Genomic DNA, 20,618 nt, shown 5'->3' with positions numbered 1-20,618 from the left:
AGTTCAAATAATAGAATTAATAATCTCCTTAGCAGCTCTCTGGACTACGCCCTCTTCTCCTAATTCTTTTTTTAAAAAAGCATAACCTTTTTTAATTTTCATTTTTTCTGACTTCCCATCAAGAAGCCTACAAGATTTATAGAAAATTTTCTTTTCATCAAACTCCTTTTGTACAAACTCAGGGATGATTAATTTATTAACTAACAAATTTACAGGGGAAATAAATTTTACTTTAAAATTGAGAATTTTTTTAGCAATAAAAGCAGTTACCCTACTTACTCTATAACCAACAATCTGTGGGATACCATACAAAGCTAACTCCATATTAACTGTTCCAGATTTACAAAGAGCAATTTTAGTTAGGGAATAAATATAAGGCTTTAATTTTGTACTATCTTTTTGAGAAATAACAAGTCCTTTAACTTGATATTTTCTAAAGGCTTTTTTGAATATTTCATCAAAAGCATCTCGACAGGAGGGAATATAAACAACCAAACTTGGATATTTTTGTTGCAATTTTTTAGCCGATTTCATAAAAGTAGGTAATATATAACGCAATTCTTGAGGTCTTGATGCGGGCATTAAAAGTATGATGTTTTGATCTGGGCGAAGGTTTAACATAGCTCTAGCATCTTTCTTTAGAGGAAGTTTTTTTGTTAAATCAATCATTGGATGTCCAACCCAAAAAACATTTCCGCCCCTCTTTTTGTAAAAAGCTGCTTCTTTCTTAAAAATTGCAAAAATCTTATCAGAAAACTTTATTAGATTTGTTGTAGTATTATTGCCAACCCTCCAAGCCCACTCTTGAGGAGCAATATAGTAGAAAATTGGAATTTTAGTCTTCGATCTTTTTAATTTTGTACCAATTTTTATATTAGGTCCCATATAGTCAATCAAAATTAAGCAATCAGGAGGATATTTTTTTAATAATCTATAGAACCTTTTTTGAATTCTTATTGTTGGGATAATAAGAGGTAAAGCCTCCCAAATTCCTATTGCACTAATTGATGTAGTATCTTGAAGAATTTTTACACCTTCTTTCTTCATCCTTTCTCCGCCTAATCCACAAATTTCTAAATCTATAAATTTTTTTTTAGCTTCATCTAATAATGCTTTTGATAACAAACTTCCGTGCAAATCTCCAGAGACTTCCCCAGTACTTATAAATATCTTTTTATTCATAAATTCACTACAGGCATAGGTCCTCGTCTTTCTTTAGATATTGACTCTTTTAAAAAATTACATAATCTTGAAGATGAAATATCTAATTTTCCTTTCATTACTTTTTCTAATGAATTTGAAATCGCATCATTAGATTTAAAAAGTAGATTCCAAGTACTTTGAAGTAACTTTAAGTCAAAATCTTTATTTTCCATTAAACCACTTCTCTTAATTCCAATCCTATTTAAACCTCTCAATCTTCCTGGATGCCCTTCCGCCAAACAAAAAGGAGGTACATCTCTATCTACTCTAGTCATCCCTCCAATCATTGCTAAATATCCAATATGTACAAATTGATGAATACCTAAACAACCACCGATAATAGCTTTATCTTCAATCTTCACATGGCCCGCAACTTGAACACTATTTGATAGAACTATCCTGTTACCTAGTTCACAATTATGTCCGATGTGAGTATAAGCCATCAACAAATTATTATTGCCAATAATAGTTTTTTCTCCTTCATCTGTTGCTTTATTAATAGTTACACATTCTCTGAAAGTATTATTATCTCCAATAATTACTTCAGTAGGGGCCCCTTTATATTTGAGGTCTTGAGGATCAAGACCTATAAAAACACTTGGGAAAACTTTATTGTTCTGACCAATTTGAGTTCTTCCTGAAATAACCGCGTTGGGGCCTATTTCTGTTCCTTTCCCGATAGTCACATCAGGACCGATAATAGCTCCTTGAGAAACAATAACTCCATCATGTAATTCGGCACTTGGATCAACATAAGCATTTGGATGAACTTTTACACCACTAAAGCTTGCATTTAATTCAGTATTTTTATAATCCATATTCCTATTCAACTAATGAAAACATTAATTCTCCAGAACAAACCAACTTCCCATCAACATGCGCCTCACCTTTAACCTTCCCAAATCTTTGTCTTTTAATAGATAATAACTCACAAGAAATTATCAATTGATCTCCAGGTACAACTGGTTTTCTGAATTTAACATTATTGATTCCAGCGAAGACGAAAAGTCCTTTAGGAAGATCGGGCATTTGCGTTACAATTATTCCACCAACTTGGGCCATTGATTCCACAATAAGAACCCCTGGCATCAAGGGTCTCTCAGGAAAGTGTCCCTGAAATTGAGGCTCATTGATAGTTACATTTTTTACTGCAACAGCTCTCTCCCCAGGAATATTCTCTATAACTTTGTCCACTAGGGCAAAGGGGTATCTATGAGGTAATAAACCTAGTATGTGCTCAGAGGAAAGTTGATTATTTTCATTGGATAATTTATTTTCCAAAACAATTAAAGATAAAGTTAATTTTTTAGCGATGAGGCCAATAAAGCATTTAAAGAATGTGATCCTTTATAAACTAAAATTTGAGCCTTAGGTAACCCTACCAAAGCCAAGTCCCCAATTAGGTCTAAAATTTTATGTCTTATTGGTTCATTATCAAATCTTAATGGTGGATTAACCCATTTATCACCATCACAAACGAGGGCATTTTCCAAACTTCCACCTTTTATTAATCCAAGTTCACTTAACTCTTGAAATTGATCTTTAAAACCAAATGTTCTGGCAGGCGCAATCATTTCAACAAAACTTTTTGGATTTAAATCAATTACAAAAGTTTGATTTCCAATTGCTTTATAGGCAAAACTTATGGTGGATATAATTGTGGTTTTTTCAGAAGGAGTTGCTGCTATAACTGAGCCTTCTTTATTTAGGATTATTGATTTATTAATCTCTCGAAAAAAATTATCTGGTCTAGGTGCCTTTTTTATCCCCACTTCCTCAAAATCCCTAACCCACTGGATTGCCGACCCATCTAAAAGAGGAATCTCTTTCCCATCAACCTCAATATGTATATAACTCAACCCGCACCCTGCCATTGAAGATAATAAATGTTCGATAGTGTACAAATTTCTCCCTCCTAATTTAACCGCAGTACAAAGCATCGTACTCCCAATTAAATCCTGAGTTAATTTAAAAATCTCGTTAGGTTTATCCCTAAAAGAGACATAATATCCTTCTTTCTCATATGGAGAAATTGTAACTCTTGTTTTTTCTCCGCTATGTAGGCCTATACCCTCTCTGGAGATAACACCAGCCAAGGTATAGCAAGAATCATAATTAGAAGGCCAGGAAAACACTTAAAACTTCCATCCAACTCCAAGTGTATATCTCCAATCACCACTTAGGTCCTTGCTAGCAACATCTAATCTTAATGGACCTATTGGCGTTTTTACCCCAACTCCCCCTCCAAGAGAAAAACCAGAGCCTGATTTTTGCAATAATTTACCGGGTTTTCCAGGAACTTGCTCTTGAGAGCCTAGATCACTTCCTGCATCGACGAATAAAGCTCCAGATATCATTCTCCAAACAGGGAATCTATATTCTGCTGTGCCCTCAACAAAACTTCTACTTACTGCCAAATCACAAGATGCCCAACCTCTAATAGAGGAAGTTCCTCCCATACAAAATGCTTCGTAAGGAGGCAATTCTCCAATAATAGTTCCGGCTTTAAATTGAAATCCAATCGCTTGAGGACAATCTTCGCTATTAGCATTACTAGACTTGCATGCTTTCGTTAAATTTATTATTTTTGTTGGCACAAAAAATGAATATGAGGCTCTCATTCTATTAAAAGTTGGGGAGTTTTTCCCGACTGAAATAAATTGTTCGGTACCAAAGCTAAATTTATTTCCTTCTGTTGGGTTGATGGGATTGTTCAAATTATTTCTAGAAGTACTTGCAATAACACTCACTAATGTATTTTCATCAGGGCATGAACCATCATTTGGCGTAAATCCAATACAAATAATATCGCTTATATTATTTTTGGTTGTGGTTGGCGTTCGGTCACCATAGGGTTTTTTGTTTCCATCACCATCAATCATCTTTACTTTCTTAAAATTCATTCCTGCAAGGACTCTCCATTTAGCGACCTTAAATGGGTCTCCACCATTTAATGGCCTTGAGAAAGAAAATCCACCTCCTGTTTTTTCTAAAACTATTGATGAAAAAGTATCTGAGCTAGATGGTGTTTGATCATCTACTGCATATAATTTCCCATTATTTTCACTTTTAAATTCTTGTGGATAATCTCTACTTAAAAAAATATTTGTTCTAAAAGATGTTTTATGTTTATCTCCTTTAATCCATGGATCAGATAAAGAAAAATTATAGGTGGTTGAATATTCTCCAAAATTTAGATTTAAATTTGTAGACCATGCTCTTCCTAGAGCATTTGTTTCCTGCAAACCAATTGATGCGAAGATACCTGAACTATTGCTATAACCAAGTCCACCCGTTAACGACCCTGTTCTTTGTTCACTCAAGTCTAAAAAAATTATGACTTGACCAGGATTTAAATTATCAGGGCCAAGAGAAACCTTTACATCATCAAATAATGAAGTGGCATAGAGTCTTCCGATATCAGCTTCTAAAATTTTTCTATTAAAAATGGTACCAGGTTGTGTTTTTAATTCTCTCTTAATAACCCAGTCTTTTGTTTTTCCTTTTCTAGGTTTTCCATCAATAATAAAATCACCATCAGAATTTGGGAATCTTATTTTTACGTCAGATATAATTCCCTCAGAAACTTTTAATATTACTACTCCGTTCTCAGAGATCCTATCTGGGCTATTAATTCTAGCTAAAGAATAACCAGCTTTTTCATAACGTTCTTTTATTATTTCTATCTTATTTTGAAATTCCTTTAAATTAAGAGTTGTCCCATAATAATTTTTAAAAATATCATCTACGTATTCATTGGAGACAATGGAATTTATTGGGTTAAGTTCAACTTTCTTCAAGATTGGATTAGGCACTACATTCACTATTAGCCTCACACCAAGTGGCCCATCTTGAGACTTTATTTTAACTCCTGAAAACCAACCACTAGCATATATTGCATTAAGGTCTTGATTTAAAATTTTATTATCAACAATACTTCCAGGCTTTATGCTCATGGAATCATATGCAGCCAATTCAAGTTTTCTACCCTCAGGATGATTTTCCCAACCTTCGATAATTATTTCTGAGATAAGAACACTTTCTTCATTAATATCATTATTATTTTCTGCAAGAAGAAATTTTTTCTCTTTTTTAATTTCAATCCCTTGAAATAAAATATTATTAATACTTGGTATTTCTAAGGTTTTTATTGATTGATCAACTTCATTTGGCAAATATTTTGCAGCCAGTTCTGAATTATTTGATATCAAAATCAAGGGAGAGCAGGCAACATTTATGAAAACCTTTCCAATTTTTAAAAAATGTTTTTGCATGGTACTTGTGATTAAGATAAATAAGTCATGATTTATTCAATTAGGTTTAAGAAAATCGTTTATTCTTCTGTGGATTTCACTATAAGCTTCAATCAGGCCTCCTAAATCATTTCTAAATCTATCCTTATCAAGACTTACAATAATATCATTTTTTTGATTTAGATCCCACAATCTACAATTATCAGGACTTATTTCATCACCTAAAATAATATTATTATAAGAATCATAACCAAATTCCAATTTAAAATCTACAAGTTGAAGTTGAATATTTTTAAAAAAACTTTTCAAGATTACATTAATTTTTAAGGTTAAATTTATTATTAACTCTAAATCATGAGAGCTTAATATATTCATTAATTCAATTCTATCTTTTGTAACGAGGGGATCATTAAGTTCATCATTTTTTAGATAGATATCAATTAATGGTTTTGATAACAAAGTTTTAGGTTTAATAGTGGTTTGTTTGCACAAAGAACCATAAGCAGTATTTCTTAGAACAATTTCTAATGGAATTATTTGCATTTTTTTTGCAATCATTGTGTTTTCATTTTCAAGTTCAATAAAGTGAGTTGGAATATTTTTCTTAATGAGAATCTCAAAAATTCTTGCGCTTATTAAGCAATTAAGTTTGCCTTTACCTTCAAACTTTTCTTTTTTCAACGCATTAAACGCTGTAGCATCATCTTTAAATTCAATTTTTACTTTATTTGGATCATTATGAGTAAATACTTTTTTCGCTTTGCCTTCATATATCAACTCATATTTATTATTCATTAATTTAAAACCTCATTATGATTACTAAAGTACTTTTTGTAATTAACATAATTATTAGAGATCAACTTCAAATGATTTTAATTCATTTTAACTGATTATTCATCGAAACCTCATAACCTTTAAAACAAATATATGGGAATTCATTCACCAAGTTCTAGGAGCTTAATTAGATTAGAAAATATCTTAATTATTGGAAATGGCGGAAGAGAAAACTCTTTAGCCTGGGCTATTCAAAAAAATGAATTAGTTAAAAAAGTTTATTTAATACCTGGTAACGCTGGTTCAGAAAGAATAAATAAATGTGAAAGAATAAAAATTGATGTAAATAATAAAAATGAACTTTTAGAAAAGCTTGATTCTCTTAAAATAGATTTAGTTGTAATTGGACCAGAAATACCTCTAGCAAATGGATTAGCTGATTTTCTTCGCCAAAAAGATTTTAAAGTATTTGGCCCTAATAAAGATGGAGCAAAATTAGAATTTAGTAAATCTTGGGCAAAGGAATTTATGCAAGACGCAAATATTCCAACTGCAAACTTTTGGAAAGTCAATTCTATTGAAGAAGCAAAAACAATCATCAATTCAGTATCAATTCCACTGGTAGTAAAAGCTGATGGTCTAGCTTCAGGTAAAGGTGTTTTTATTCCTAATTCAAAAGATGAATGCTTTAAAGCAGCAGAGTCAATTTTGAATGGTAGATTTGGGAACTCTGGGAATGTAGTTGTTCTAGAAGAAAGAATTCAAGGGCCAGAAGTTTCAGTTTTTGCTTTATGCGATGGAAAGAGATATACATTACTTCCAACCGCCCAAGATCACAAACGACTTAATGAGAAAGATAAAGGGCCGAATACAGGAGGTATGGGGGCTTATTCTCCTGCCCCATTATTAACAGAAGATTACCTTAATAGAATTATGAAAGAGATAATTGAACCCACAATAAATGAACTAAATAAAAGAAATATTGACTATAGAGGCGTAATTTACTTTGGATTAATGATCACAGAATCTGGGCCCAAAGTTATAGAATATAATTGCAGATTTGGTGATCCAGAATGCCAAACAATAATGCCCTTGATGGATCAAAATTTTGTATTTCTTTTAGAAAAATGCTCAATGGGAAACTTAACTGGTGATGAAATAATTAATACTTCTGATAAAGTTAGTGGTTGTGTAATAGCCACCTCTAAAGGTTACCCACACGAATATAAAACTGGCTTTCAAATAAATATAGATAATATTGACACAAATGATTGCCAAATTTTTGACTCAGGTACTTCTTTAAGTGAAGATGGAAAATTATTAACTAATGGTGGAAGAGTCTTAAGTATTGTCTGCCAAGATAAAGATTTCGATATGGTTTTTGAAAAAGCATATAAGAATTTAAAAAAAATTCATTTTGAGGGGATTTACTTCAGAAATGACATAGGTTATCAAGTCAGAAAAAAATATTCTAAGGAGAATTAAGCTAATGGTAGATAGCAATAAGCGAGAAAATAGAAAATATAACATCACTGAAAACGAAGGTATGAATAGTAACTATTGGATTAATGGACTTATCGCTTGGTGGGGTGGATTCAGTTTAAGAACAAAGTTGTTAGCTATAGCAACTCTTGTCGTAAGCCTCCTAATGACAGGAATAACTTTTTTTGCATTAAATAGTATCCAAAGAGATGCAGGAATGAATGATACCAGATATGCTCGAGATCTTGGTTTATTGTTATCTGGGAATGTTACAGAATTAGTCGCTAATAACCAGAAAAAAGAAATTTCAAATGTCGCTGAAAAATTTTGGAGATCAAGTCGAAACCTCCGTTATATATTCTTTACTGATGCTGAAGATGTTGTGCAACTTGGGATACCGATCAGCGCGACACCGTCAAGCTCAGATAGTCAGTTTCAGCTCACGCGAAGACTAAAACTACCCTCAGAATTAAAAAAAAGACCACAATTCCCATTAGTTAGACAGCATGCGACACCTCAAGGTCAAGTTACAGATGTTTTTGTCCCAATGTTGTGGAAAGGCAAATATCTTGGAACTTTAGCTTTGGGAGTCACCCCCAATAAAAAAGCACTAGCCAGTGCCGCCTTAACTAGAGAGGTAACTATTGCAGTTTTTATTTCTATTTGGGTTTTAGTAATACTTGGCGCTGTATTTAATGCACTAACTATTACAAGACCCGTCAGAGAATTAGTAAGAGGTGTTAGAGAAATTTCAAAAGGGAATTTTAAATCGAGAATTTCTTTGCCTATGACAGGTGATCTTGGAGAACTCTTAAATGGATTTAACCGAATGGCCACACAGTTAGAAAATTATGACGAGGCTAATATAGAAGAACTAAAAGCTGCACAAATCAAACAACAATCCCTTATAGCTACAATGGCTGATGGTGCTATATTATTGGACTCTCAAGGCAAGATAGTACTTACTAATCCAACAGCTAAGAGACTATTTCGTTGGGAAGGAAGATTCTTAGAGGGTAAGTATTTTTTAAATGAAATACCGGAAATTTTATCTAACGACTTACATACGAATATAGAATCTATTTTAAACAGGGAAAAGGAGAAGGACGATTTAAGGTTTAGTTTAGGAGAACCAGCAAGAACTTTAAGAATTGTCTTGCAATCAGTTTTAGATACAAATAAAGTTGAATTAAAAGGAATTGCTGTAACAATCCAAGACTTAACTAGAGAAGTTGAACTGAACGCAGCACAAAATAGATTTATTAGTAATGTTTCGCACGAATTAAGGACACCACTTTTTAATATCAAAAGTTATGTAGAGACCTTACACGATTTAAAAGATCAGCTTTCTGATGAAGAACAAATAGAATTTTTAGGTATTGCAAATTCAGAGACTGATAGGTTAACAAGACTTGTAAATGATGTATTAGATTTATCAAGATTGGAGTCTGGGAAAATTGTTCAACTAGAGCAAATGGACATTAAACCAGCAATAGAACAGACTCTTAGAAATTATAGACTTAATGCTACAGAAAAAAATGTATCATTAGCTCATGATATAGAGGAGACTATTCCTCCAATTCTTGGAAATTTTGATTTACTTTTACAGGTTTTTGATAATTTACTGGGTAATGGATTGAAATTTAGTCCAAAAAACAGCTCCCTTATTATAAGAGCTTATACTTGGCCAGATTCCTGTCCAGCTTTCCCCCCAAGTATTACTAATGATGCAGCCCCTCAATGTGAATTAGTTTCACCACTTCCAAAAGTAAGAATTGAGATTGCTGATACTGGCTCAGGAATATCGCAGGCTGATCAAGAAAAGATATTTGATCGTTTTTATAGAGTAGAGAATTCTGTTCATACTGAGCAAGGTACCGGTTTAGGTTTATCTATAGTTCGGGGAATAATAGAAAAACACGGTGGGGAAATTCGCATGGCTAGTGAATTAGGAGTAGGAACAACTTTCTGGTTTGATTTAGCCTTAGCTCAATCTGATAAAGATGAACTATTGACAAGAGCTATTAATAATTCCGATTCTTTTTCAGGTTCTGAAATTAAAGAAATTATCTAATTATTATCTAATCCTTTAAAAACATTTTGAACATTTTGATCAGGCACAACTCTGTGAGGCGCACCACTAAATATTTGTTCAAAATTAGAAAAAGAATCCCTTATTTCTGGGCCACTATTTGTAATAATAAATTCTCTTATTCGTTTATCATGCCATGATCCCCGCATTTTAAAAACATTTAAAGCTCTTGCCATCTCACCTTTTATTTCTACATATTGAAGCAACAATATGGTGTCTGTAATAGTTGAGATATGAGAATCAGTTATAGAATGACTTCCCATAAATTCTTCTGCAGTGTTAGTAAAAAAGCCTGCTATTTCTTCTTGTTTGGTATAACCGGTAACAGCAATTACAAATTGTCTAAATGCATTCAAACTTACACCTCTAGCTAATGCAGAGAGAGAATCAATTGCCATTCTTTTTGGTTTAAATTGATTAATTTGCGTTTTTATAATCTGTAGGTGATCTTCTAAACCAGTTGATTCAGGATATGCACAAATAATTTTTAATAATCCATCACTTTCCATTTTTTCAAAATCTATACCCCAGCTAGTAGCATTTCTAAGCAATTGAGCCCTAGATTCTTCATATGCAAAAAGTATTGCTCTTTCATTATTGTTATAAGCATCCTCAACAAATTTCGATACAAGCATTGTTTTACCCGTACCAGTTGCTCCAGTTGCGAGAATAATGGAATCTTGAAAATATCCTCCACCACACATATCATCAAGATCTTTAACTCCAGAGCTAATCCTAATATTTGAAGATCTCTGAGTTAATCTCATTGCTCCTAAGGCAAACACACTTATTCCATCCATTCCCATAGTGAATGGATATTCACCTTTCATATGTACAGTACCTCTTAACTTCAGAACTTCTAAAGTTCTTCTTCTCTTCTCTGACTCAAGAACGTTTCTTAATAAGACAACATTATCAGATACAAATTCTTCTACACCATATCTAGCAATTGGTCCGTAATCATCCACCCTTTCTGTAGTCATAACTGTTGTCACACCTATTTCTTTTAATCTTGCAATCAATCTAAATATTTCCCTTCTAACTACGTAAATAGCATCATACTGTTGAAAGACAGCAGTTATTGAATCTATTGCAACTCTTTTAGCTTTATATTTTCTAATTGCATAACTAATTCTCTCAATAAGACCAGACAAGTCAAAGTTACCAGCCACATCTTGACCATCAGGATCAGGAGATGCGTCCAAAATAAAAAGTTTATTTTGATCAATTAATTCTTGTAAATCCCAACCAAAACTTGCGGCATTTCTAATAATATCTAAGGGTGATTCCTCAAATGTTACAAAGATTCCAGGCTCATCAAAATTACAAATTCCATGGTGTAAATATTGCAGAGAAAAAACAGTTTTACCAGTTCCTGAAGTGCCACTAACTAGAGTACTTCGAGATACAGGCAATCCACCCCTACAAACATCATCAAAACCCTCTATTCCAGTTGGTAATTTTTGTACTTGCATTTTATTTGATTTGCCAATTTTCTTATCATTCATAGTTTTGTACTAATTAAACAGAAATAAATTTTAAATTTTTTTTAGAAGTTTTATATATATTATTTATCTCCACTATATTCAGTTTCAGTTAATTCATCAAAAAGTAGATCTAAACCAATTAAAACTTTCTCCCTATCTGAAAGGTCACCTATTATTTTTCTAACTGGTGGCGGTAAAATTTTAGCTAACGTTGGAGTAGCTAGAATTTTATCTTCTTCTGCAAGTTGTGGTTGCTTAAGTACATCGATAACCTTCAAAGCATAAACTCCTTTGAATTCATTTTCTAAAATTTCTCTTAAGGTATTTAAAGCTCTCATCGAATTAGGAGTATTTCCAGCAACATAGAGTTTTAAAATATATGTTTTCCTTGCAGCCATCGTTATAGTTCCTGATTTGATATAAAAGATTTAAAAAACCCTTGACTTATTACACTACAAAATAAGAAAATAAACAAACAATTATGATTGCTTGTTGGGCTTAATCAAATTATTAATTTGAGCCTAGTAGCGTCTTTAAGATATGACAAACTCTAAAAAATCCTCAAACAATTCTTCTAAAAGTAATGAATTGTATGCAATAGCAGAAACTTCAGGCCAACAATTTTGGTTCGAAGTTGATAGGTATTATGACATAGACAGGTTAAATGCAAAAGAGAAAGACAAGATAACACTTGATAAAGTTTTGGTTTTAAAAGACAAAGAGTCTATAACTATTGGTAAGCCTTACGTTAAAGATGCAAGAATTGAATTAGAAGTGGTCTCTCATAAAAGAGATAAGAAGATTCTTGTTTACAAGATGCGTCCGAAAAAAAAGACAAGAAGGAAGATGGGACACAGACAAGAACTTACAAGAGTTATGGTAAAATCTATTACAATAGGTAAAAGCGCTCCTAAGTCTTCTTCTAAAAAGGAAACTGTTAAAAAGGAAACTAAACCAAAATCCGAAAAATCTACAAATTAAACAATTCTAATGGCACATAAAAAAGGAACAGGTTCTACTAGAAACGGAAGAGATTCAAATTCCAAAAGATTAGGTGTGAAAGCTTATGGCGGAGAAAAAGTAACTGCTGGATCAATTTTAATTCGCCAAAGAGGTACATCCTTTTTGCCTGGTATCAATGTCGGAAAAGGTAAAGATGACACCCTTTTTGCGCTCAAAGAAGGAACCGTAAGTTTCGAAAGCATTAAAAGAAATTTAAGAAATAGAAAAAGAGTTAATATAGTTATCTAATTTTCTTATAAGCTCTTGTAGTTATAAGAATAGGATGAAAAACTTCTAAAAAATTTGATTGAAGAGTCTCAAAAAATTTTTCAACAATTTGAATGTCGTCGATATGAAACGGATATTCATTTTTTTCTCCTTTGAAAAAATACCAATTAAATAAAGCAATAGAATTAGGATCCATAAACTCATTGAAAATCTCAATTTGTGAAGCTGGATCAGCAAGATGTTCCAAAACATCAAGGCAAATTATCGTATCAAATTTAGATATTTGTGTATCTTGAATTGTCTTGCAAAAAGTAAGTTTTTTTTCGACTCCTAATTTCTTAGCCCTGTATTCAACAAAGTTTCTATTTGTCTCATTAATATCTACAAAAAAAACATGCTCAACTTTTGAAGACATAGCGTTAGCTAAGGCATGCGTTCCAATGCCTCCTCCAAAATCTAAAACCAAATCTCTAGAAAATCTCTGCTGAAGTTTTAAAGTATCAGCGATGTAGTCCTTGCTTGTAATATGCCAAGCAGCTAGATCAGCTACATGCCGATCTCCAACTATTTCAGTATAAAAATCCGAAACATCATTCAAAGCATCTCCAGGATGTGAATTTGCCAAATTCATCTTTGCATTTGCAAGGAATCCATCTAAATCACATTCTCTAATAGATAAGTATTCCATTAAATGTGATTTCAAATTAAAAGCATTGTCTAAAAACTCTTTTAAAATAAAATTATTGTTTTTCAATTTCTTTCTCTAAATTTCCAATATCAAAATCATAGGATGGTTATAAATCTTTCTCAAAGTATTCTTAATATTAAAAATGCAAACTAAAGATGGATTCTTAGTAATTAATAAAGATAAAGGATGTACTTCACATGATTGTGTTAAACAAATAAGGAAGTTACTAAATACAAAAAAGGTCGGTCACACAGGAACTCTTGACCCAGAAGTTATAGGAATATTACCAATCGCGATAGGAAGTGCAACAAGATTTATTCAATATCTACCTCAGGGTAAAACTTACATAGGACAAATTAAATTAGGGATAAGAACTAACACTGATGATATTCACGGAGAAATAATTAATCAAAAAAGTTGGCCTAAAATCAGTGATGAAAAATTAGATCAATACTTAAATAGATTTAGGGGAATTATTAAACAAATTCCGCCGAAAGTATCTAGTGTGCACATCAATGGTGAGAGGGCTTATAAAAAATCTTTCAGGAATGAAGTTTTTGAATTAGCACCAAGAGAAGTAAAAATAGACGAACTTACTTTAATGAAATGGGACCAAATAAACGGAATATTAGAAATAAAAGTTAAATGTTCAGCTGGCACATACATAAGAGCAATTGCAAGAGATTTAGGAGAAATTCTTAATTCCGAGGGTTGCCTTCTACAGCTAAAAAGAATTTCAGCTTGTGGCTTTGATGAACAAAACTCGATAAAAATATCTGATATCGAAAAAGATAAAAAAAACTCGAAAAATTTCATTATTCCAACAATTTCTGCTCTTAATCACATTTCATCATTTGTCTTAAGTACCGAAGAACAAATCAATTTTTGGCAAACAGGAAGAGCAATTAGAGTTGATATTAATTACTTTCAGGAAAATAAATCTTTTGACTACAAAAAACCCATAAAAGTAATAGATAAAAAACAAATACTACTTGGGATAGGTTTCTTAAATGAAGAGCAATCTAATATAAATCCAAAATTAGTCCTTAATGCTAAATAACTTCTATAGGTAATCTTTTCTAAAAGGTTTAACCTGCACACCCTTATAAAAATGCTTTAATATTCTTTCAGCTTTTTGGCCTCTAGACGCCAGATATTTAGCCCCCCACTGACTCATTCCGACTCCATGACCTGATCCTTGTCCAAAAACTATCAACCCTTTCTTTTGAGGAGTATTGTTGTTTAATTCTTCCTCAAAAAATTTAAATCTGATAAAATTACTGTTCAGGCCTACTCTTTTTCTAAAATCTACCCCAGATATTTGATCAGAACCATAAGCCCCAATAAGTTTTATATTTTTTACCCTCCCTGTACTAGTAATATCTAGAATCTCTATATTTTTTAAACCTCCAATCTTTGGAAATAAATTTATTAATTCATTACTCGAAATTTTTTTTTGCCATCTAAATTTTGGATTATTTTTATCAAAATCTTTCACACTTGATAAATATGGATATTTATTTTTCCATACATCTTGACTATTTTCTGTCATTCCACCTGAGCTGCTATGAAACAAAGCATTAATTAATTTATTTTTATAAGTTAAAACCAAAGATCTTGTACTTTTAACGGCTCTGATAGTTTTATAAGTTCTTGATTCCAAGCCATTATAGACTTGATTTTTCTGAGTTGAATCTATATCAAATAAATTATTTCCCTTTTGCTTTAAAGCATAAGTTCTCGAGGCAATTGCTTGTGCCTTTAATGCTTCAATAGGCCATTTTGTTGGCATTTCTGAACCCACTACGCTATTAAGGTATTTTTCTATTCCTAAAACATTTACTACCAATATTTCAGAATCAAGTACAAAGAGATTAAGCTTACCAGCAAATCTCTTCTGACCTACCCAAATACCTCTTCCATCGGAAGAACTCACTTGAAATTTTTGATTACTTTTTAAGTCATATTTTTTTTGTTTATTTCTATCAAAATATAAAATTTTTTTATTTTTCTCATTTTTCAAAGTTAGACCTTTTATTCTTTTGCGTGAAAAAAATTTACCCTCTATTGTTAAAGGAATTGATCTATCTGATCTGATCCTTAAATTGTTATTTTTTGATATCAAAACTCTAATGATTGGTTCTCTGGATGCAAAAACACTTTCACTCTGAAAAATACAAATAAATAAAATACTTATCAGGCAACATTTTCTATAGTTATTTTTAAATTTAAGTATCACTTTGTTTAAAAACAAATGCTTAATTTGCCTAAGTTTGACTAAAAGTCTAAATTTAATCCAGATATAACAATAAAAATATCATAAATAAGTGAATATCACCTTCTTAGGAACAAGCTCAGGTGTCCCATCCTTAACGAGAAATGTTTCTTCCCTAGCACTTAAATTATCACAGTCATCAGAAGTTTGGCTTTTTGATTGCGGAGAAGGAACGCAACATCAAATAATGAAAAGCAATATTAAATCTTCGCAAATCAAGAAAATATTTATTACTCATATGCATGGCGATCATATTTATGGTTTGCCTGGACTTTTAGCTACCTTAGGTTTATCAGGAAATAGTGAGGGTATTCAAATTTACGGTCCCTCAGGGTTGCGAAGTTTTATAAATTCATCACTTAAAAGTAGTTTTTGCAAATTGTCTTTTCCATTAAATTTTGTGGAAGTTGAAAATTTTGCATCAGAAAATAAAATCCTATTTGAAAACAACAAAATAAAAGTAAATTGTGCCTGCCTTAAACATAAAATACCTGCTTATGGTTATAGGGTGAGTGAAAAAGATAAACCAGGTATATTTGATATCAAAAAAGCAGAGTCTCTAAAAATAGCACCTGGACCAATTTATTCAGAACTGCAACAAGGTAAAAAAGTCGTATTAGCGGATGGTAGGACATTCGATGGGAAAGAATTCTGTGGACCTCCTAGAAAAGGTGAAAGTTTTGTTTATTGCACAGATACAGTGTTTAGCGAATCAGCTGTTTCACTATCAAAAAATGCTGATTTACTCGTACATGAATCGACTTTTTCAGTGGAGGATGAAAGTATGGCATACGAAAAATTACATTCCACAACAATAATGGCTGCCAAAACAGCATTATTATCTAACACAAAAAAATTAATTATTACTCATTTAAGTCCAAGATATACTAATAAAAACGCAATTACTCCAAGCGATTTGCTTAAAGAGGCTCAAAAAGTTTTTCCAAATACTTACCTTGCCAAAGATTTTCTAACGGCAGAAATAAAATAAACTGCAACAGTTCGTTAGCAGGAGCGTTGTAAATGACCAACCCATGAAATAATAGTCTTAGGTTTTTCTATTTGATGTCGATCGAAATGGTCTCTATTTTTTCATCACTACATAAGTCTTGTAAAAGACTATTTATTTTTCTTCCATTAATTATTGGGTTACTTATTAATCCAATATCTGCAAATGCACTCTATCCTAGTGATCCTTCATCAGTTGACGTTCTAAAAGATGATCTTCACGGTGCTGACCTTCATAATACTGAATATGTTAAATATGATTTATCTAATCAAGATTTAGGAGAAGCTAATCTTCAAGGTGCATATATGAGTGTGACGACTGCAAAAAACTCTAGTTTTAAAGGAGCCAATATGACGGACCTTATTGCATATGCAACACGCTTTGATAATGCCGATTTTACAGATGCAAATCTTACCAATGGCGAGCTAATGAAAAGTGTTTTTGATGGGGCAATTATTGATGGGGCAGACTTTACAGATGCGAATCTTGATCTTTCTCAGAGAAAATCATTATGTGAAAGAGCTAGTGGAACTAACTCACAAACTGGAGTTAATACAATTGATAGTCTTGAATGCACTGGCTTAAAAGGTTACATGCCACCAAAGCCAAAAGCATAATATTTAAAGCTAACCAATTTCAGAAGGGAAGATATTACCAGGTTCTTTTGAGCCTGGTTTTTTGCTATACCACCATTCTTGTATATCAGAAGAAAATTTCTTTGAAAAAAGAGTTATTACTGTCTCAACAGGTTTTGATCCAGGCTCCAAAATCTGAACTGAGTAAGATGGACATTTTCTTGAAGACATATCAGCAACGAACCTAGACCCTATTCTCCTCCAACTAGGCTCCTTACTTCTCCAAGCAAGCCTAGAGCAGGGCCATGGTAACTCTTCCCTATCATAAAGTCTGCAACATGGGCCAATTACCTTATAACTGTACTGACCACCATAACTTGATTGAACACTGCCAGTCTTGAAAAATTCAAATTTATCCATTCACAAAAAAAAAAGCCACCTTCATAGAGGGTGGCAGAGAAATTATCAATAATCAACTTAGAAAAGTTAAATTTTTATAATTAGTACAATTCTTCCTCAGCATGAGTTGTAATTGTTACGTCAGATGTTGGATAAGCAACACAAGTAAGAACAAAACCAGCTTCTAGTTGGTCGTCATCCAAGAAACTTTGATCAGACTGATCAACACTACCTGAAGTAACTTTTCCAGCACATGTTGAACATGCACCAGCTCTGCAGGAATAAGGAAGGTCGATACCTTGTTCTTCAGCCGCATCGAGGATGTATTGGTCATCAGGTACTTCAATAGTTGAATTGAGACCTTCACCTTCGCTGATGAGAGTAACTTTGTAAGAAGCCATTTAAATAAAAAATTGTTGGTAATTAATACCTATCAAATACATTTTTAACATCGATTAGGTCGATATGTGAGATTTTGAAGTAAAAAATGACACAATAAAATGTATGAAAGAGTATCTATAAGAAAAACTTATACTTAGGTTGAATTGCTGGCTTTTTGCGCAGAAATGCATGCCCAATCTTTTCTAGTTGATACATCCAATAATTTCAAGTCATGCTGAATTAATATTTTTATAATTTCATCCTTTTGTGAATTCAGAATTCCACTGAAAATGACTTCCCCATTGTTTCTCAAGCACTTATAGATATTTGGAATCATTCCTTTTATTACTTCAGCAAGAATATTGCATAAAACAAAATCAAATTGTTCGAGTTGATTTTTTAAAATTACCTCATTAAAAGATCCCAAATATGTATTTAATTTGTTTAAATTACCGAAATTTAGTTGGAAATTAGATTTTGTTGAATTTATAGCTAAATAATCATTATCCACGGCACAAACCTCTTTAGCACCAAGTAATCTTGCGGCGACACTCAAAATCCCGCTACCGCTCCCAATATCTAATACCTTTTTATCAGAAAATAAAATATTCTCCATTTTTTCCAAGCAAAGATAAGTTGAAGGGTGACTTCCTGTACCAAAAGCTGCTCCGGGATCAATTTTTATGATTTGTTTATCTTTAAATTTTTTATTTAGATTTATCCAACAAGGCAATATTAAAAAATGATTTCCTACTAATTCAGGAGCCCAATATTTCTTCCAACTTGTTAACCAATCCTCCTCTTTGATAATACTCCATTCAAAAAATTTATTCTTAGGGGGATTAATGTTTAAAAGTTTGATAATTATTTTTTCAAAACTACTTCTAGAACTCTCATCCCAATCATCAATTGGAAGCCATATATTAACTTCTTTTTTATTTTCATTTTTAATTAAATATTCAAATGAAAAACTAAATATTCCCAGCTCATTTAATTTCCAAATAATAATTTCTTCAGAATCACTTTCTATCAGAAAAGTTAGTTTATACCAATCTTTAGTTTCCATTAACTAGTTAAAGCCACTTCATAGAGTAACTGGATTAGCGTTGGTTATCCCATCCACTTCAATAATGGTATCAAGCAACTTATTAGGTATTGGATCATCAATACTTAGAACCATAACAGCTTCCCCTCTTACAATTTTGCGCCCAACTTGCATTGAGGCAATATTTACATTATTGCTACCTAATAAAGACCCCAGCTTGCCAATAATACCAGGCATATCCCTGTGCCTAGTAACCAACATATATCTGCTTGGTGATACATTAACTGGGTATTGATCAATACTAATAATTCTTAATTCCCCATCAGCAAAAATGCTTCCCGCTACGCTATGGTCGCCGTTATCTCCATAAGTGGTTAACTGAAGCGAACCACTAGCAAATTCAGGTCTTGCCTCATCTTTATTCTCGACTACTGAAATACCTCTTGAATCTGCTTCTAGCGAAGCATTCACATAATTAATCCTATCTCCCAAAGCTTTACTTAGAAGGCCTTTTAGACTAGCTATTATTAATGGCTGAGAAGGATGTTGAACAAATTCACCTTGAAGCTTTACTTCTAGTTTCTGTATCTGTCCACCTGAAAGCTGGCTTATAAGCAGACCCATGGTTTCAGCTAACTGCAAATGAGGTTTCAGACTATCCATAATATCAGGGCTCAAACCTGGAATATTTACTGCAGTTCTAGCAGATAAACCAAGCAAGACATCCCTTATTTGTTCCGCAACATCAACAGCTACATTTTCTTGTGCTTCCCGAGTAGATGCTCCTAAGTGGGGGGTAAGAATAAGATTCTTTTCAACCTTCAAAAGTGGTGAATTAGATTCCAAAGGTTCTTTAGAAAAGACATCTATTGCAGCACCTGCAATCAATGATTGATTTAAAGCTTGTGCTAATGCCTCTTCATCAATCAAGCCTCCTCGAGCACAATTAATTAATTTTGCGCTACTTTTCATATTTTTAAGCACATCCATATTGACTAAATTCTCTGTCTCTGGTGTGCGAGGTAAATGCAAAGTTACATAATCGGATTGTTGGAATAAATCTTCTAGATCAGATAGTTTAACTTGGATTTGTTGAGCTCTTTCAGTTGAAACAAATGGATCATATCCGCAAACTTCCATCCCTAATGCATTAGCAACTTTTGCTACATGAGCACCAATTTTCCCTAAACCTACTACACCTAATTTTTTCTTATAAAGCTCATTCCCAACGAATTTCTTTCTCTCCCATTTACCTAACAAAGTACTACTATTAGCAATTGGAATATGCCTAGATAAGGCCAACATCATAGCTATAGTATGTTCAGCCGCTGCTATTGTGTTACCCCCTGGAGAATTAACAACAAGGACTCCTTTTTGCGTAGCAGCCTTAACATCTACATTATCGACTCCAACTCCTGCTCTCCCAATGATTCTCAGTTTACTTGAAGAGTTAATAATTTCTTCGGTCACTTGAGTACCAGAGCGAATCATTAAGGCATCATAATCTTCAATAATGGAAGCTAACTCAGAGTCTGAGATCCCTATCTTCTGATCAACCTGAGCAACTTGTGAAAGAATATCGATTCCTTTTTGATCAATTGGATCTGTAATGAGAACTTTTGTCATTTAAGATTGGTTCTTTAATCTTTTACTTTAACTTAATCTATAGTGTATGTATCTTATTTTATTAATTTGAATAACACACAAACATTTGAGGATTGAAAT

General features: G+C 32.5%; 21 protein-coding genes. 7 read left to right on the top strand and 14 right to left on the bottom strand.

From position 1 onward, the window contains the following. Nucleotides 1–3 precede the first annotated feature (3 nt). From lpxB to purC, 6 genes are read right to left on the bottom strand one after another with little or no spacing between them, the layout of a single operon-like run. Nucleotides 4–1,182, bottom strand: coding sequence for a lipid-A-disaccharide synthase (gene lpxB, locus BS621_RS06620; protein WP_077142246.1), 1,179 nt, complete (start codon nt 1,180–1,182; stop codon nt 4–6). Then, the gene (lpxA, locus tag BS621_RS06615) at nt 1,179–2,021 is read right to left on the bottom strand and encodes an acyl-ACP--UDP-N-acetylglucosamine O-acyltransferase (protein WP_077142245.1); all 843 of its coding nucleotides are present in this window, start codon (nt 2,019–2,021) and stop codon (nt 1,179–1,181) included. The genes lpxB and lpxA overlap by 4 nt, the downstream gene beginning before the upstream one ends. A gap of 4 nt (nt 2,022–2,025) precedes the next feature. Beyond that, nucleotides 2,026–2,484 (bottom strand): 3-hydroxyacyl-ACP dehydratase FabZ, encoded by a 459-nt coding sequence (fabZ, locus tag BS621_RS06610; protein ID WP_077142244.1) that lies wholly within the window; start codon nt 2,482–2,484, stop codon nt 2,026–2,028. Between the two features lie 17 nt (nt 2,485–2,501). Continuing rightward, nucleotides 2,502–3,338, bottom strand: a complete 837-nt coding sequence (lpxC, locus tag BS621_RS06605; protein WP_077142243.1) for a UDP-3-O-acyl-N-acetylglucosamine deacetylase — start codon at nt 3,336–3,338, stop codon at nt 2,502–2,504. Further along, entirely contained in the window at nt 3,339–5,477 is a 2,139-nt protein-coding gene (locus tag BS621_RS06600) for a BamA/TamA family outer membrane protein (RefSeq protein ID WP_077142242.1), read from the bottom strand. A gap of 36 nt (nt 5,478–5,513) precedes the next feature. Beyond that, nucleotides 5,514–6,251: a phosphoribosylaminoimidazolesuccinocarboxamide synthase gene (gene purC, locus BS621_RS06595; protein WP_077142241.1), complete on the bottom strand. Its 738-nt coding sequence runs from the start codon at nt 6,249–6,251 to the stop codon at nt 5,514–5,516. Nucleotides 6,252–6,383: 132 nt separating this feature from the next. Between purC and purD the strand changes: the two genes are divergently transcribed. Together purD and BS621_RS06585 are read left to right on the top strand one after the other, a co-directional pair. Next, the gene (gene purD, locus BS621_RS06590; RefSeq protein WP_077142240.1) at nt 6,384–7,715 is read left to right on the top strand and encodes a phosphoribosylamine--glycine ligase; all 1,332 of its coding nucleotides are present in this window, start codon (nt 6,384–6,386) and stop codon (nt 7,713–7,715) included. A gap of 4 nt (nt 7,716–7,719) precedes the next feature. Further along, nucleotides 7,720–9,786, top strand: a complete 2,067-nt coding sequence (locus BS621_RS06585) for a HAMP domain-containing sensor histidine kinase (RefSeq protein ID WP_077142239.1) — start codon at nt 7,720–7,722, stop codon at nt 9,784–9,786. Here the strand turns inward: BS621_RS06585 and kaiC are convergent. Both kaiC and kaiB read right to left on the bottom strand, forming a co-directional pair. Further along, a complete protein-coding gene (gene kaiC, locus BS621_RS06580) occupies nt 9,783–11,312 on the bottom strand; it encodes a circadian clock protein KaiC (protein ID WP_077142238.1) in 1,530 nt (509 codons plus the stop codon). The genes BS621_RS06585 and kaiC overlap by 4 nt on opposite strands. A 59-nt stretch (nt 11,313–11,371) precedes the next feature. After that, on the bottom strand, nt 11,372–11,689 hold the full coding sequence (gene kaiB, locus BS621_RS06575; RefSeq protein ID WP_002807968.1) for a circadian clock protein KaiB: 318 nt from the start codon (nt 11,687–11,689) through the stop codon (nt 11,372–11,374). Between the two features lie 142 nt (nt 11,690–11,831). Here kaiB and rplU point away from each other — a divergent pair, with 142 nt between their 5' ends. Then, nucleotides 11,832–12,272: a 50S ribosomal protein L21 gene (gene rplU, locus BS621_RS06570; protein ID WP_077142237.1), complete on the top strand. Its 441-nt coding sequence runs from the start codon at nt 11,832–11,834 to the stop codon at nt 12,270–12,272. 9 nt (nt 12,273–12,281) lie between these two features. Beyond that, nucleotides 12,282–12,542, top strand: a complete 261-nt coding sequence (rpmA, locus tag BS621_RS06565) for a 50S ribosomal protein L27 (RefSeq protein ID WP_011863458.1) — start codon at nt 12,282–12,284, stop codon at nt 12,540–12,542. Here rpmA and BS621_RS06560 read toward each other — a convergent pair. Then, nucleotides 12,535–13,209 (bottom strand): class I SAM-dependent methyltransferase, encoded by a 675-nt coding sequence (locus tag BS621_RS06560; protein ID WP_083703285.1) that lies wholly within the window; start codon nt 13,207–13,209, stop codon nt 12,535–12,537. The genes rpmA and BS621_RS06560 overlap by 8 nt on opposite strands. A 142-nt stretch (nt 13,210–13,351) precedes the next feature. Between BS621_RS06560 and truB the strand changes: the two genes are divergently transcribed. Continuing rightward, nucleotides 13,352–14,269, top strand: coding sequence for a tRNA pseudouridine(55) synthase TruB (truB, locus tag BS621_RS06555; RefSeq protein ID WP_077142235.1), 918 nt, complete (start codon nt 13,352–13,354; stop codon nt 14,267–14,269). A 3-nt stretch (nt 14,270–14,272) separates the two neighbouring features. Here the strand turns inward: truB and BS621_RS06550 are convergent, their stop codons facing one another. Then, on the bottom strand, nt 14,273–15,448 hold the full coding sequence (locus BS621_RS06550; protein WP_011863461.1) for a SpoIID/LytB domain-containing protein: 1,176 nt from the start codon (nt 15,446–15,448) through the stop codon (nt 14,273–14,275). Nucleotides 15,449–15,536: 88 nt separating this feature from the next. On the opposite strand from BS621_RS06550, the gene rnz reads away from it, so the two are divergent. Both rnz and BS621_RS06540 read left to right on the top strand, forming a co-directional pair. Then, nucleotides 15,537–16,475, top strand: a complete 939-nt coding sequence (rnz, locus tag BS621_RS06545; RefSeq protein ID WP_011863462.1) for a ribonuclease Z — start codon at nt 15,537–15,539, stop codon at nt 16,473–16,475. Between the two features lie 74 nt (nt 16,476–16,549). Further along, on the top strand, nt 16,550–17,110 hold the full coding sequence (locus BS621_RS06540; RefSeq protein ID WP_011863463.1) for a pentapeptide repeat-containing protein: 561 nt from the start codon (nt 16,550–16,552) through the stop codon (nt 17,108–17,110). A 9-nt stretch (nt 17,111–17,119) separates the two neighbouring features. On the opposite strand, the gene BS621_RS06535 is transcribed toward BS621_RS06540, so the two are convergent. From BS621_RS06535 to serA, 4 genes are all read right to left on the bottom strand, one after another. Then, a complete protein-coding gene (locus BS621_RS06535) occupies nt 17,120–17,488 on the bottom strand; it encodes a hypothetical protein (RefSeq protein WP_077142234.1) in 369 nt (122 codons plus the stop codon). Nucleotides 17,489–17,568: 80 nt separating this feature from the next. Next, on the bottom strand, nt 17,569–17,868 hold the full coding sequence (locus BS621_RS06530) for a ferredoxin (RefSeq protein WP_011376994.1): 300 nt from the start codon (nt 17,866–17,868) through the stop codon (nt 17,569–17,571). A gap of 134 nt (nt 17,869–18,002) precedes the next feature. Beyond that, nucleotides 18,003–18,914: a 50S ribosomal protein L11 methyltransferase gene (gene prmA / locus BS621_RS06525; protein ID WP_032520209.1), complete on the bottom strand. Its 912-nt coding sequence runs from the start codon at nt 18,912–18,914 to the stop codon at nt 18,003–18,005. Nucleotides 18,915–18,932: 18 nt separating this feature from the next. After that, complete coding sequence (gene serA, locus BS621_RS06520) at nt 18,933–20,519, bottom strand: phosphoglycerate dehydrogenase (protein WP_077142233.1); 1,587 nt, start codon at nt 20,517–20,519, stop codon at nt 18,933–18,935. Between the last annotated feature and the right edge of the window lie 99 nt (nt 20,520–20,618).

It is taken from the genome of Prochlorococcus sp. RS04, from assembly GCF_001989455.1.
Taxonomy (GTDB): domain Bacteria; phylum Cyanobacteriota; class Cyanobacteriia; order PCC-6307; family Cyanobiaceae; genus Prochlorococcus_A.
Note: the sequence above shows the minus strand (reverse complement) of the source record. Positions and strands in the feature narration are given on the sequence as shown.